Annotated in this window: 11 protein-coding genes; 5 read left to right on the plus strand and 6 right to left on the minus strand. The window is 71.8% G+C overall.

Annotation, left to right across the window (positions count from 1 at the left end; genetic code table 11):
* Position 1 precedes the first annotated feature (1 nt).
* Together EV187_RS12745 and EV187_RS12750 are read left to right on the plus strand one after the other, a co-directional pair.
* Positions 2–877 carry a DUF72 domain-containing protein gene (locus EV187_RS12745; RefSeq protein ID WP_423190890.1) on the plus strand — a complete coding sequence of 292 codons (876 nt, stop codon included), beginning with the start codon at positions 2–4 and terminating at the stop codon, positions 875–877.
* A gap of 4 nt (positions 878–881) precedes the next feature.
* Positions 882–2,519: an FAD-dependent oxidoreductase gene (locus tag EV187_RS12750; RefSeq protein ID WP_130353459.1), complete on the plus strand. Its 1,638-nt coding sequence runs from the start codon at positions 882–884 to the stop codon at positions 2,517–2,519.
* Positions 2,520–2,561: 42 nt separating this feature from the next.
* On the opposite strand, the gene EV187_RS12755 is transcribed toward EV187_RS12750, so the two are convergent.
* Positions 2,562–5,036: an ATP-dependent helicase gene (locus EV187_RS12755; protein WP_130353460.1), complete on the minus strand. Its 2,475-nt coding sequence runs from the start codon at positions 5,034–5,036 to the stop codon at positions 2,562–2,564.
* A gap of 280 nt (positions 5,037–5,316) precedes the next feature.
* Here EV187_RS12755 and EV187_RS12760 point away from each other — a divergent pair, with 280 nt between their 5' ends.
* Positions 5,317–6,234 (plus strand): hypothetical protein, encoded by a 918-nt coding sequence (locus EV187_RS12760; RefSeq protein ID WP_130353461.1) that lies wholly within the window; start codon positions 5,317–5,319, stop codon positions 6,232–6,234.
* 171 nt (positions 6,235–6,405) lie between these two features.
* Here EV187_RS12760 and EV187_RS12765 read toward each other — a convergent pair whose 3' ends face one another.
* Positions 6,406–7,491 (minus strand): glycerophosphodiester phosphodiesterase family protein, encoded by a 1,086-nt coding sequence (locus tag EV187_RS12765; RefSeq protein ID WP_130353462.1) that lies wholly within the window; start codon positions 7,489–7,491, stop codon positions 6,406–6,408.
* Between the two features lie 157 nt (positions 7,492–7,648).
* Here EV187_RS12765 and EV187_RS12770 point away from each other — a divergent pair, with 157 nt between their 5' ends.
* Complete coding sequence (locus EV187_RS12770) at positions 7,649–8,452, plus strand: Bax inhibitor-1/YccA family protein (RefSeq protein ID WP_130353463.1); 804 nt, start codon at positions 7,649–7,651, stop codon at positions 8,450–8,452.
* 122 nt (positions 8,453–8,574) lie between these two features.
* Here EV187_RS12770 and EV187_RS12775 read toward each other — a convergent pair whose 3' ends face one another.
* A complete protein-coding gene (locus EV187_RS12775) occupies positions 8,575–9,519 on the minus strand; it encodes an L-lactate dehydrogenase (RefSeq protein ID WP_130353464.1) in 945 nt (314 codons plus the stop codon).
* 50 nt (positions 9,520–9,569) lie between these two features.
* Positions 9,570–10,643 (minus strand): FAD-dependent monooxygenase, encoded by a 1,074-nt coding sequence (locus EV187_RS12780; RefSeq protein WP_130353465.1) that lies wholly within the window; start codon positions 10,641–10,643, stop codon positions 9,570–9,572.
* An 81-nt stretch (positions 10,644–10,724) separates the two neighbouring features.
* Here EV187_RS12780 and EV187_RS12785 point away from each other — a divergent pair, with 81 nt between their 5' ends.
* The gene (locus EV187_RS12785) at positions 10,725–11,258 is read left to right on the plus strand and encodes a TetR/AcrR family transcriptional regulator (protein WP_130353466.1); all 534 of its coding nucleotides are present in this window, start codon (positions 10,725–10,727) and stop codon (positions 11,256–11,258) included.
* 7 nt (positions 11,259–11,265) lie between these two features.
* Here EV187_RS12785 and guaA read toward each other — a convergent pair whose 3' ends face one another.
* Complete coding sequence (gene guaA / locus EV187_RS12790) at positions 11,266–12,897, minus strand: glutamine-hydrolyzing GMP synthase (RefSeq protein WP_130353467.1); 1,632 nt, start codon at positions 12,895–12,897, stop codon at positions 11,266–11,268.
* On the minus strand, positions 12,894–13,358 hold the full coding sequence (locus EV187_RS12795) for a DUF3817 domain-containing protein (RefSeq protein WP_130353468.1): 465 nt from the start codon (positions 13,356–13,358) through the stop codon (positions 12,894–12,896). Before EV187_RS12795 ends, guaA begins: the two co-directional genes overlap by 4 nt.

Raw genomic sequence — 13,358 nt, forward strand, 5'->3', positions numbered from 1 at the left:
GATGATGGGCGGCGCGGAGGCGCGGGTCGGCATCTCGGGGTGGCTGTACCCGAACTGGCGGGGCGAGTTCTATCCGAAGGGGCTCCGCCAGGCCGACGAGCTCGCGTATGCGGCACGCCGGCTGACGTCGATCGAGGTGAACGGCTCGTTCTACTCCCTGCAGCGTCCCGCGAACTGGCAGCGCTGGCGCGACGCCGTGCCCGACGACTTCGTGTTCGCCGTGAAGGGTCCGCGCTTCATCACGCACATCAAGCGCCTCGGCGACATCGACGGGCCGCTCGCGAACTTCCTCGCCTCGGGCGTGCTGGCGCTCGGCGAGAAGCTCGGACCCGTGCTGTGGCAGCTCCCACCCAACCTCGGGTTCGACGAGACCCTGCTCGACGCGTTCCTCGCCCGGTTGCCGCGCACGCACGCGGCGGCGGCGTCGCTCGCGCGGCATCGGGACGCGCGGATGTCGGGACGCACGTCGTACGCGCTCCGGGCCGCGCCCGATCGGCCGCTCGAGCACGCCGTCGAAGTGCGGCATCCGAGCTTCGAGGAGCACGAGACGGCGTGGGTCTCGCTGCTGGAGCGCCACCGCGTGGCATCCGTCGCCGCCGACACCGCCGGGCGCTACCCGCGCATCGACCGCACCACGGCGGACTTCGCCTACGCGCGACTGCACGGCGATCGCGAGCTGTACGTCTCGGGCTACGACGACGCCGGGCTCGACCGGTGGGAGGCGTGGGTGCGCGGCCACCTCGGCGCGGGTCGCTCCGCCTACGTGTACTTCGACAACGACGTGAAGGTGCGTGCGCCGTTCGACGCGATGGCGCTCATCGCGCGGCTGCGATCGCCGAGCGGCCCTCCCCATGCCGCGGGCATGGTGCGACGATAGGGAGATGGCCAAGAAGCACGGTCCCGTCGTCCCCGATCTCACCGACTCGCAATGGGCTCGGCTCGTCTCGCACGGCGTACCCGTCGACGTCGCCGTGGGCGACATGCTGTTCCGCACGGGCGATCGCTGGTACGACCTCATCCTCGTCGAGGGCGGCGCGGTCGAGGTGGTGCGCGACGCCCTGCCGTGGGTCGGCGAGACGTCGATCGTCACGCTCGGCCCGCGCACGTTCGTCGGCGAACTCGGGCTGCTGAACGGCCAGCGCGCGTTCCTCTCGGCACGGGCGACGGAGGCGGGCCGGATGTACCGCGTCGACCACGCCGCGCTGCAACGGCTCATGGCGGAGGACGACGAGCTCTGCGACCTCCTGCTGCGAACCCTGTGGGCACGTCGGGACTTCCTGCGACGGGGCCCGGCCGCGCTGTCGCTGAAGATCGTCGGCACGCAGCGATCCGCCGCCGCCACCGCGCTGCGCCGCTACGCCGAGCGCCTGGAGCTCGCGCACACCTGGGTCGATGCCGACGATCCCGAGACGGCGGCCCACATCTTCGAGCACGGCTTCTCGCGCGACGACCTCCCCGTCGCGATCGTGCAGGGCGAGAACGTCCGCAACGCGACTCCCGGCCAGGTGGCCGAGCTGCTCGGCCTCGCCTACGTGAACGACGACGACACCGCCGCCGATCTCGCCGTCGTGGGCGGCGGGCCCGCCGGGCTCGCCGCGGCGATCTACGGGGCATCCGAGGGTCTCCGCACGGTGCTGCTCGACTCGATCGCGCCGGGCGGCCAATCGGCGGCGACGTCGCGGATCGAGAACTACCTCGGGTTCCCGTTCGGCGTGAGCGGCGACGCACTCACCGGACAGGCCTCGCTGCAGGCGTTCAAGTTCGGGGTGCGCGTGTTCGCGCCGTGCGAGGTCGCCGGTCTGGAGGGGTCGGGCGACGCCCTCACGCTGACGCTCGCCGACGGCCGCCTGGTGCAGGCGAGGTCGGTCGTGATCACGACCGGCGCGCAGTACCGCACGCTCGACCTCGATCGGTGGAACGAGTTCGAGGGCGCCGGCATCTTCCACGCCGCGACCTCGCTCGAGCTCCGCCAGGTCATCGACGCCCCGGTGGTGGTCGTCGGCGGTGCCAACTCCGCCGGGCAGGCCGCGCTGTACCTCTCGGCCAACGGATGCTCCGTGCGACTCGTCGTCCGTGCCGACTCGCTCTCGTCGCAGATGTCGAGCTACCTCGTCGACCGACTGGCCGACGACCCCCGCATCCGGGTGCACACGCGCACGCGGGTCGCGGCCCTGCACGGAGGCGACGCCCTCGAGCAGGTCACGCTCGAGGGCGGAACGGATGCCACGGTCGACTGCCGCGGCCTGTTCTGCTTCATCGGCGCGGAGCCGGCGACCGACTGGATCACGGATCTCGAGCGCGACGAGGACGGCTTCGTGCGCACGGGCGACGACGTGCGGAGCCTCGGCCCGGCGTGGGCGGCGCTGCAGCGGTCGCCGCTCCCGTTCGAGACGAGCCTGCCCCGCGTGTTCGCCGCGGGCGACGTGCGGCGCGGCTCCATGAAGCGGGTCGCGGCGGCCGTCGGCGAGGGCTCGAGCGCGGTCGCCTCCGTGCACCGGGCGCTGGCCGACGTGTCCTGACGCGCCGACCGCAGCGCCGGCGTCGTGTCGGCGCCGCGCCGGTCAGAGCTTCTCGATCGGCGCGATCTTGATCAGGAGCTTCTTCTGCCCGGCGGTGTCGAACGCGACGTGGGCGATGCGCTTGGTGCCCTCCCCGGTGACCTGCGTGACGCGTCCCTCGCCGAAGTCGACGTGCCGGATGCGGTCGCCCGCCGCGAGCGTGAGGTCGCCGTTGTCGCGCACGGTTCCGGTGACCCGGTTGGCCCACTCGGCCTTCGGGGCGGCGCTCTTCGTGACGCTGAAGCGCTCGAGGTCGCGGTCGCGGGTGCCCCACGCGCCACCCCCGCCCTGACCGTAGCCACGGCGGGCGTTGAGCGCGCGCGGCTGCGTGCCGCCGCGCGAGGTCGCCATGCCCGGCGACTGCCGCCAGTCGATGAGTCCCTCGGGGATCTCCTGCAGGTACCGCGAGGGCATCGCCACGGCGACCTCGCCGAACTGCGCCCGGCTCATCGCGAGCGAGAGGTAGAGGCGCTTGCGCGCACGGGTGATGCCGACGTAGAACAATCGTCGCTCCTCGGCCGGGCCGCCCGGTTCCGATGCCGACATCTGGTGCGGCAGCAGGCCCTCCTCGAGTCCGGTGAGGAACACGGCGTGGTACTCGAGGCCTTTCGCGGTGTGCAGGGTCATCAGCGACACGGTGCCGGATGCATCGTCGAGCTCGTCGGCGGCGGCCACCAGCGACACCTGCGTCAGGAAGTCGACGAGGCTCGCACCCGGATTCTCGCGATCGAAGTCGCGCGTCTGCGCGACGAGCTCCTCGACGTTTTCGGCGCGCGTCTCGTCTTGCGGGTCGCGGCTGTTGCGGAGCGCGTCGATCAGCCCCGACCGCTCGAGCAGGAAGACGAGCGCGTCGGAGACCTTCGAGGCGCCCTCGTTGGTGCCCGCCGCGATGCCCGCGGCCGACGGCACGAGCATGGCGGCCGCCTCGTCGAGCACGGTCGCGAGGTTCGTGATCGCGCCCGTGACCTTCGGGCCGAGGCCGAGGCCGTCGGCGGAGCGCATCGCCTGCCGGAACGACAGCGCGTTCTGCTCGGCGAAACTCGCGAGGGCGGTCTCGGTGGCGGGGCCGATGCCCCGCTTCGGCGTGTTCAGGATGCGTCGCAGCGCGAGCTCGTCGAGGGGGTTCGCGACGGCGATCAGGTACGCCATCGCGTCCTTGATCTCGGCGCGCTCGTAGAACTTCGTTCCCCCGACGACGCGGTAGGGCAGCGCCGACCGTACGAAGATCTCCTCGAGTGCACGGGTCTGCGCGTTGGTGCGGTAGAACACGGCGATGTCGCGGTACGCGACGCCGGCACGGTGCAGCACCTCGATCTCGTCGGCGACGAACTGCGCCTCGTCGTGGGCGGTGTAGCCCGTGTATCCCGTGATCTGGTCGCCGTCTCCGTCGGCCGTCCAGAGTTTCTTCTCCTTACGGTCGAAGTTGTTGGAGATGACCGCGTTCGCCGCGGAGAGGATGTTCTGGGTCGAGCGGTAGTTCTGCTCGAGCAGCACCACCTTCGCGCCCGGGAAGTCGCGTTCGAATTCCACGATGTTGCGGATGTCCGCGCCGCGGAAGGCGTAGATCGACTGGTCGGAGTCGCCGACCACCGTGAGGCTCGCGCCGGGGATGCCACCCGAGGCATCCGTCAGCGCGGCGACGTTCACGCCGTGCTGCTCCATCTCGACCACCCGGTCGGCCGGCACGGGCTGGGTGAGCTCGCGGATGAGCGCGTACTGGGCGTGGTTGGTGTCCTGGTACTCGTCGACGAGGATGTGGCGGAACCGCCGCTGGTAGAGCGACGCGACCTTGGGGAACGCGCGGAACAGGTAGACGGTCTCGGCGATGAGGTCGTCGAAGTCGAGGGCGCTGGCCTCCCGCAGCCGGCGGGTGTACTGCCGGAAGATCTCGAGGAACATCACTTCCTGCGGGTCGCTCGTGTTCGCGTTGCGCGCATACGACTCGACGTCGGCGAGCTCGTTCTTGAGCTTCGAGATCTTCGCCTGGGCGCTCGCGGGCGTGAATCCCAGCGTGTCGGCGTCGAGCTCTTTGATGATGCGCTTCAGGATCGTGCGCTGGTCGGCCGAGTCGTAGATCGTGAAGGTCGAGGTGAGCCCGATCGCCTCGGCCTCGCGCCGGAGGATGCGCACGCACGCCGAGTGGAAGGTGGAGATCCACATGCCCGACGCGCTGTCGCCGAGCAGCACCTCGACGCGCTCGCGCATCTCGGCCGCGGCCTTGTTCGTGAACGTGATCGCGAGGATCTGGCTCGGCCATGCCTCGCGGCTCTCGATGAGGCTCGCGATGCGATGCGTCAGCACCCGCGTCTTGCCCGAGCCCGCGCCCGCGACGATGAGCAGCGCCTGGCCGCGGTACTCCACGGCCTCGCGCTGCTCGGGGTTCAGCCCGTCGGTGAGGCGGGAGCTCGCGGTGGCGGACGGTGCGGAGGGCGCCTCGCGCCAGCCGGCCGGGTCGTCGGGGTCGAGGATCAGCGTCATGTCCCATCAAGTCTAGGCGCGGCATCCGACAGCCACGCCGTCGTAGCCCGGGTCGTCGCGAGGCGGCGACGACCCTGGCCGGATGCCGCCCGCCGACGATCGCGCGACGCACCGCGCGACCCGCTTCGACCCGCCTCACCCGCACGCGTCTTCCCGCTCACTCACGCCGATCGGTCGCTCGTCTCCGGCGGATGCGGCAGATCAACGTGAGTCGTGGTCTCTCGACGCCGCCTGTGGACACTCGGCGTCGCGCCGAGACCGCATCTGGGATCCTCGGTGGATGCCGAGACCTCGGCCGTTGCCCGACGGGCTCGCCGCATCGCCGTTCCGCGTCGCCGAGGCACTCGAGCTCGGCGCCACGCCGCGCCGCCTGCGCGCACGTGACCTCGACGCGCCCTTCCACGGGGTCCGCACCGTCACGCCGGCGAACGACCTCCTCTCGCTCTGTCGCGCATACGCGGTGCGGATGCCGCAGGGGCACTACTTCAGCCACGTCACGGCCGCCCGGCTGTGGGGACTCCCCCTCCCGTCCGCCCTCCGGGGCGATCGCAGGTTGCACGTCAGCACCGCCGGACGCGAACCGCGGGCACGCGGTGTCGTCGGCCACCGGATCGCCGAAGGCGCCGAGATCCGATTCGTCGAGGAGCTCCCGGTGCTCGCGCCGTGCGACGCATGGTGCCAGCTCGGTGCCGTGCTGCTGCAGGGCGACGATCTCGTCATCGCGGGCGACCGGCTGCTCGGCTGGCCCGACCCGCTCGCATCGCCCGACGAACTCGGGGCCGCGATCTCGCGCTTCGCCGGTCGTCGGGGTGCTCGCGCGGTCGCCCGGGCTCGACGCGACATCCGAGCGCGCAGCGGGTCCCCGCGCGAGACGGTGGTGCGGCTGATCGTCGCTCGCGCCGGCTTCCCGGAGCCGGAGCCCAACGGGCCGGTCGAGCTGTCGGGCGGGCGCCGAACGCACGGCGACCTCGTGTTCCGCGCCCACCGGCTGCTCCTCGAGTACGACGGCGAGCAGCACCGGCTGGACGCACGGCGGTTCCGCCGCGACATCGATCGCATCAACGACCTCCAGGACGCCGGATGGGTGGTAATCCGCGTGCACGCCGGCACCCCGCATGCCGAGATCATCGCGCGCCTCGACGCCGGCCTGCGTGCTCGCGGGTGGGAGGGCGCACCCCGCGCGCCGTGGGTGTCGTAGCACGGGGACGGGCCGCTGCCGTGGCATCCGCGCCCCGGGCCCCGAGCCGCTGCCGTGGCATCCGCGAGTCACACCGATCCGACGTTCGCTCGGTGTCGGCGCGACGATTCGACGTGACTCGCGGCGCGGTCGCGGGCGGATGACGCCGGCAGCGGGTGCCGCGATCGGCGCTCAGGCGCGCAGCGCGCGACGCGCCTCGACGCCGAGGTCGGGGTGGTCGACGAAGATCCCGTCGACGCCGGTTCCGATGACGTCCTCGAACTCGCCGAGCCAGTTCCCGAACGCCGAGCGCGCCGTGCCGCGCCGGTACGCCGACGAGAGGAAGCGATTCTCGGGACGCAGCGTCCACGTGAACACCCGCAGGCCGGCGGAGTGCGCGGCGTCGACGAGCTCGGCCCCGACGAGGGGCACGACCCTGCGCGGCGAACGGCCCACGGCCCCGCGCTCGGACGCCGGCGCCCGGGTCGCCGCACCGCGCGGAGCCCCGAGCAGGCGCGCCTTGCCGACGCTCACGCCGTCGACCCGCCCGGCGAGCCCGAGCAGGCCCGCCTCCGTCATGTAGTCGTCGTAGCTCGGCGCCGCGCGTCCCATGGCGAGCACGACGTCGATCGGAGACCCGGTCGCCTCCACGAGGAACACCCGCGGACCGCGGATGCCGCGGCTGCCGAGCCGATCGAGCACGTCGAGCTCGAACGCCTCCATGACGAGGCGCTCGTCGCCACGACCCCAGCCCGCGTCGTCGAGCTCGGCCGCGAACAGCTCGTCGAGCGGCAGCCCGAGCGCGGCGAAGTGGCTCGCGTGCTTGAACTCCGCCACCATGCGAACGAGCCGGCGCTGCTCGTCGGCGGCCGTGTCGATGAGCTCGAACAGGTCGCGGAGCCGGATCACGGGGTACCGGTCGTCGAAGCTCGCGCTCGACTGGCGCAGCGCGCCCAGTCGCTCGCGCGCGCGGAGGGTCGAGAGCTCCGCCCAGGTGAAATCTTCGGTGAACCACCCGGTGAGCGGCTTGCCGTCGACCTCTCGCGTCGTGCGCTTCGACGCGAACTCCGGCCGCGTCGAGACATCCGTGGTGCCCGAGATCTCGTTCTCGTGCCGCAGCACGAGCACTCCGTCGCGCGTCGCGACGATGTCGGGCTCCACCGCGTCGGCGCCGAGCGCGAACGCCAGCTCGTAGGCCGAACGCGTGTGCTCCGGACGGTAGCCCGACGCACCGCGATGGCCGATCACGAGGGGGCGCGCGCCGGAATCGTGCAGCATGCGCCCCAGCGTATCCACGCGTCGACCGGATCCGCGGGAATCCGCGCAGAACTCAGGGCGTTATCCCTGCTACGACCGGTAGATTGGTGCATGGCACGGATGCCGCATCCAGTCGCCTGTCCCCCGCACCGACGACAGCCGAAAGCAGAGGAACACCATGGCTCTCGACAATCCCGCATTCTCGCGGAATTCCGCCTTCTCGCAGCAGGGCGCTGTCGCAGCCGCACAGGACGTGTCGGCTCAGCAGCTCCAGGAGATGTACAACCAGCCTGCGACCCTTCCCGACCGCGAGGTCATGACGGTCGAGAACACCGTCGCGAAGACGGCCGGCGCGTTCGCCGTGCTCGTCGTGTTCGCCGCGGTCGGCTGGCTCGTCACGCCCGCGATGCCGTGGCTCTTCTGGGGCGCCTCGATCATCGGCTTCGTGCTCGCGCTGGTGAACATCTTCAAGAAGGAGCCGTCGCCGGCCCTGATCCTCGCCTACTCGGCGGCCCAGGGCGTCTTCCTCGGCGGCATCTCCTTGATGTTCGAGACCCAGTGGGCCGGCATCGTCGCCCAGGCCGTGATCGGCACGATCGCGGTGGTCGGCGTCACGTTGGCCCTCTTCGCGAGCGGCAAGATCCGCGCGTCGAAGAAGGCCACGAAGGTCTTCCTCATCGCGATGGTGGGCTACCTCGTGTTCTCGCTCGTCAACCTGATCCTCATGTGGACGGGCGTGAACAACGACCCGTGGGGCCTCCTCGGCGCCGAGATCTGGGGCATCCCGCTCGGTCTCGTGGTCGGCGTGCTCGTGATCCTGATGGCGGCGTACTCGCTCGTGCTCGATTTCGACGCGATCCAGCAGGGCGTGCGCAACCGCGCCCCGAAGAAGTACGGCTGGAGCGGCGCCTTCGGCATCCTGATCACCGTGATCTGGCTCTACCTCGAGATCCTGCGCTTCCTCGCCATCGCGCGCGACTAGCGTCAGCCTCGATCGACCGTCGAAGGGCCGCCCTCGGGCGGCCCTTCCTCGTGCGGATCACGGCTCGAATCTGTTCGCGTCGGCGCACTGCGTCGTATCCCCCGTTCGCGCGGCGGTCGCCCTCATCGCCCGAGCGTCTCCAGCGACGCCCGGATCGCGCCGGCCGACGCCCGCAGCAGCGCCTCCTCGTCGGGCGAGAACGGCACGCCCTCCAGCGGGAAGGCGCCGTCGCCGCCGACGAGGCTGGGCACCGACAGCGCCACGCCGTCGATCCCGTGCAGGCCACTGAGCACGGTGCTGACGGGCAGCACCGCGTGCTCGTCGTCGAGCACCGCCTCGACGATGCGCGCCCCGGCCAGTCCGATCGCGGAGTTCGTGGCCCCCTTGCCCCGGATGACCGTGTAGGCGGCGTTGCGCACCTCGTGCGCGATCTCGTCGAGCTCGGCCAACGTGAACGGGTCGCCGCCTCGCCAGTCGAGGATCGGCACGGGGCCGATGCGCGCATTCGACCACAGGGGGAACTCGGTGTCGCCGTGCTCGCCGACGATGTCGGCGTGCACGCTCGACGTCGTGACCCCGGCCCGGCGCGCGAGCAGCCACCGCAGGCGCGACGTGTCGAGCACGGTGCCCGACCCGAACACGCGGTTGGCGGGGAGCCCGGTGATCTGCCTGGCCACCACCGTGAGCACGTCGACGGGGTTGGTGACGAGCACGAAGACCGCGTCGGGCGCCCGCTCGAGCAGCGACGGGAGCACCCGTTCCAGGATGCGCGCGTTCGTCTCGGCGAGCTCCAGCCGCGTCTGGCCCGGCGCCTGCTTGGCACCCGCCGTGACCACGACGACATGCGAGCCCTCCACCACGGCGAGGTCGTCGCCGCCGCTGACACGTGCGTCGGTGAACTGCGTGCCGTGGGCGAGGTCGAGCACCTCGGCCTCGACCTTGGCCGCGGCGATGTCGTAGAGGGCGACCTCGCTCGCCGACCCGCGGATGAGCGCGGCGTACGCGAGGCTCGCGCCCACGCTTCCGGCCCCGACGACCGTGAGCTTCGAGTTCTCCACGACCCCCATGCGCCCATCCTGCCAGCCATGGCCGGTCGAGGCGATCGACGCCGCCGGCGTCAGCCGGTCATGCGAGCGGATGCCTCGGCCGGCACGTCACGGCGACCGACGAGCGAGCGCCGCCCGACGGTCGCGACGAGCCGATCCCGCAGGGGCTGCAGGCGCTCGGCCAGCGCCACGCGCCCGAGCACGGAAGACGCCGCGCGCAGGCGTTGCGTGCGTCGACACCGCGCCCGGTCGTAGGCGGCGAGGGCCGCGTCGGGCGACATCCGCCCGAGGAGGTCGCCGAGGGTCACGGCGTCGATGAGCGCCTCGCACGCGCCGCGGCCCAGGTTCGGCGTCATCGCGTGCGCCGCGTCGCCGACGAGGGCCGCGTCGGCCCGCACGTAGCTCGAGAGCCGGGGGGTCGTCCAGATCCGCTGAGCGAGCGTCGTCTCTGGGGCCGCCGAGGCGAGGACCCGCCGGATCTGCGGTGCCGCGTCGGCATGGCGCGCCCGTGCGATGTCGAGCGCATCGCCGGCGTCGACGTGGCGGGGACCGAGGTCGGAGCGGAACGCCGTGTACCAGTTGGTGCCCTCGTTGTGCGGGCCGAGGCCGAAGAGCTGGCCGCGACCCCAGTACTCGCCGAGCGCGTGCTCGGGAAGCTCGTCGGCGACGACGCCGCGCACCGCGAGCACCGGCGTGACGCGGGCATCCGAACGGGAACCCCACCGTCCGCGGCGAACGGCGCTGTGCACGCCGTCGGCCCCCACGACGACCGTCGCCCCGAGGCGATCGACGTCGTCGACGCGCTCGGTCACGCGTCGCACCGAGTCGGGTACCACCGCGTCGAGCGCACTCAGCAGCTCGTGACGCGAGACGACCATGCCCTCGGCCGACAGGTCCGCGAGTCGCCGTCCCGCCTCGCTCCACATGGGGAAGTGGTCGATCGGGATGCCCACGCTTCGCAGCGGGTCGAGGACCCCGAGTGCGGCGAGTGCCGCCTGGGCATCGGGCCACATGGCCAGGCTGGTGCCCGCGACCGGCAGCTCCGCCCGCTGCTCGTGCAGCGTCACCTCGAAACGGTCGGGGTCGAGTCGCGAGGCGAGTGCCAGCCCGGCGATGCCGCCGCCGACGATGCTGATCGTGTCCATGCGCTGACACTACTACACGTGTAGTGAACTCACCACTACAAGTGGAGTGGATTCGCGCCCACCTCGCCTAGACTCCCCGGTATGGCCGATCGACGCACGACCCTCGCCGATGCGGCGCTCGCGATCGTGGCCGACCACGGCTTCAAGGGGCTCACGCATCGGGCGGTCGACCGGGAGGCATCCGTGCCGCCCGGCACCACCTCGAACTACTTCCGCACCCGTGTCGCGCTCATCGGCGCCGTGGTCGACCGGGTCGAACAGCGCGACCTCGAGGTGTGGGCGGCGGGCGACGGCACGCCCGCCACCACGCCTGAGGGGCTCGCCGGCCAGCTCGCCTCGTACCTCGGCGTGCTCGCACGCTCCCACGCCGACCTCGCCCGCACGCGCTTCAGCCTCAGCATCGAGCGGCCCGACGACGTCGCCGAGGGGCATCGCCGCTTCCTCGCGCTCGCCGAGCGCTCCATCGGGGCGATCGGGCTCGGCGATGCGGCGCTCCGCGCCCGATGGGTCGCCGACTACTGCGACGGCGTGCTCCTGCACCAGGTCACGGCACGGCGCGACGAGGTGCTCGACGTCGCCGCGATCACGGCCGCCATCCGACGGCTGCTCGACTGAGCGCCGGCTACTCCCACTCGATGGTGCCCGGCGGCTTCGACGTGACGTCGAGCACGACCCGGTTGACCTCGCGCACCTCGTTCGTGATGCGGTTCGAGATCCTCGCCAGCACGTCGTAGGGCAGCCGCGTCCAGTCGGCGGTCATCGCGTCTTCCGAGGAGACGGGTCGCAGCACGATCGGGTGCCCGTAGGTGCGGCCGTCGCCCTGCACGCCGACCGAGCGCACGTCGGCGAGGAGCACGACGGGGCACTGCCAGATCTCCTGGTCGAGGCCCGCGGCCGTCAGCTCCGCGCGGGCGATCGCGTCGGCGTCACGCAGGATCTCGAGGCGGTCAGCGGTGACCTCGCCCACGATGCGGATCCCGAGGCCGGGCCCCGGAAACGGCTGGCGGCCCACGATCGCCTCGGGGAGGCCGAGCTCGCGGCCGATCGCGCGCACCTCGTCCTTGAAGAGCGTGCGCAACGGCTCGACGAGCTCGAACTGCAGGTCTTCGGGGAGGCCGCCCACGTTGTGGTGGCTCTTGATGTTCGCGGTGCCCGTGCCGCCGCCCGACTCGACGACGTCGGGGTAGAGCGTGCCCTGCACGAGGAACCGGATGGGCTCGCCATCGGCCGCCGCCTCCGCGACCAGGTCGCGCTCGGCCCGCTCGAACGCACGGATGAATTCGCGCCCGATGATCTTGCGCTTCTCCTCGGGGTCGCTCACGCCCGCGAGCGCGTCGAGGAAGGTGTCGACCGCGTCGATCGTGACGAGCCGGATGCCGGTGGCCGCGACGTAGTCCTCCTCGACCTGCCGGCGCTCGTCCTTGCGGAGCAGGCCGTGGTCGACGAAGACGCACACGAGCTGGTCGCCGACGGCCTCGTGCACGAGGGCGGCGGCGACCGCCGAGTCGACGCCGCCGGAGAGACCGGCGATGACCCGGGCCGAGCCGACCTGCTCGCGGATGCGGGCGACCTGCTCGGCGATCACGTTGCCGGAGTTCCAGTCGGCGGGGATGCCCGCTGCGCGGTGCAGGAAGTTCTCGATCACGCGCTGTCCGAACTCCGAGTGCTTGACCTCGGGGTGCCACTGCACGCCGTAGAAGCCCTGCTCGTCGTTCGCGAACGCCGCGACGGGCGTGGTGGCCGTGGAGGCGAGCACCTCGAAGCCCTCGGGCGCGACCGCCACGGAGTCGCCGTGGCTCATCCACACCGTCTGCGACTCGGGCTGGCCGGCGAGCAACGCGTTGTCATCGTCGGTGCGAGCCGTGACCGCCGTCGAGCCGTACTCGCGATGCCCGGTGTGCGCGACCCGGCCGCCGAGCTGCTGTGCCATCACCTGGAAGCCGTAGCAGATGCCGAGCGTCGGCACCCCGAGCCGGAGGATGCCCTCGTCGAGCGAGGGCGCCCCCGGCTCGTACACCGACGAGGGGCCGCCCGAGAGCACGATGCCCACGGGGTCCTTCGCGCGCACCTCCTCGGCCGTGATCGTGTGCGGCACGATCTCCGAGTAGACGGATGCCTCGCGCACGCGCCGCGCGATGAGCTGCGCGTACTGGGCGCCGAAGTCGACGACGAGGACGGGGCGCTGCTCGGTGCCCTGGTCGGCGGCTTGCTGGGTGGACTGCTCGGTCGCCTGCGCTGCGGGCTGGTCGGTCACTGCTGGGCCTCCACGGTGTCGGCGGTGCTGGTCGCGGCATCCGGTGCTGCCTCGGACTCGCGCCGGTCGAGGTAGGCGCGCACCTCGCGGCCGATGCGGGCCTCGAGGATGAACGAGAGGAACGGCACGACGCCGCCGAGCGCGATGATGATGAACCGGCTGAACGGCCAGCGCATCAGGCTCCACAGGCGGAAGTCGCTGAACAGGTACACCACGTAGAACCAGCCGTGCACCATGAGGATGCCGGTGGACAGGTTCACGGCCGTCACGGTGTCGATCGGCACGAACGCGAGCAGCCCCTGCGGGCCGCCGAGCTCGAGCTCGAGCCCGAACGCGTACTTCATGATCATCTCGGCGCAGAGCAGGAGCAGCAGCACGCCGGTGATGACCGAGGCCACCTGGTAGAAGCGGAGCGCCCCGCGAATGCGCGGCAGATCGGCGAGTTTGGGCTCGAGGGGCAT

Source organism: Agromyces ramosus (assembly GCF_004216665.1).
Taxonomy (GTDB): domain Bacteria; phylum Actinomycetota; class Actinomycetes; order Actinomycetales; family Microbacteriaceae; genus Agromyces; species Agromyces ramosus.

What these genes read in the sequence shown, in the direction of transcription:
- EV187_RS12785 (WP_130353466.1), top strand. Translation starts at nt 10,725, where the DNA reads ATGGCCGATCGACGCACGACCCTCGCCGATGCGGCGCTCGCGATCGTG.
- EV187_RS12770 (WP_130353463.1), top strand. Translation starts at nt 7,649, where the DNA reads ATGGCTCTCGACAATCCCGCATTCTCGCGGAATTCCGCCTTCTCGCAG.
- EV187_RS12755 (WP_130353460.1), bottom strand. Translation starts at nt 5,036, where the DNA reads ATGACGCTGATCCTCGACCCCGACGACCCGGCCGGCTGGCGCGAGGCG.
- EV187_RS12775 (WP_130353464.1), bottom strand. Translation starts at nt 9,519, where the DNA reads ATGGGGGTCGTGGAGAACTCGAAGCTCACGGTCGTCGGGGCCGGAAGC.
- EV187_RS12780 (WP_130353465.1), bottom strand. Translation starts at nt 10,643, where the DNA reads ATGGACACGATCAGCATCGTCGGCGGCGGCATCGCCGGGCTGGCACTC.
- EV187_RS12765 (WP_130353462.1), bottom strand. Translation starts at nt 7,491, where the DNA reads ATGCTGCACGATTCCGGCGCGCGCCCCCTCGTGATCGGCCATCGCGGT.
- EV187_RS12760 (WP_130353461.1), top strand. Translation starts at nt 5,317, where the DNA reads ATGCCGAGACCTCGGCCGTTGCCCGACGGGCTCGCCGCATCGCCGTTC.
- EV187_RS12745 (WP_423190890.1), top strand. Translation starts at nt 2, where the DNA reads ATGATGGGCGGCGCGGAGGCGCGGGTCGGCATCTCGGGGTGGCTGTAC.
- EV187_RS12750 (WP_130353459.1), top strand. Translation starts at nt 882, where the DNA reads ATGGCCAAGAAGCACGGTCCCGTCGTCCCCGATCTCACCGACTCGCAA.
- EV187_RS12795 (WP_130353468.1), bottom strand. Translation starts at nt 13,358, where the DNA reads ATGCCCCTCGAGCCCAAACTCGCCGATCTGCCGCGCATTCGCGGGGCG.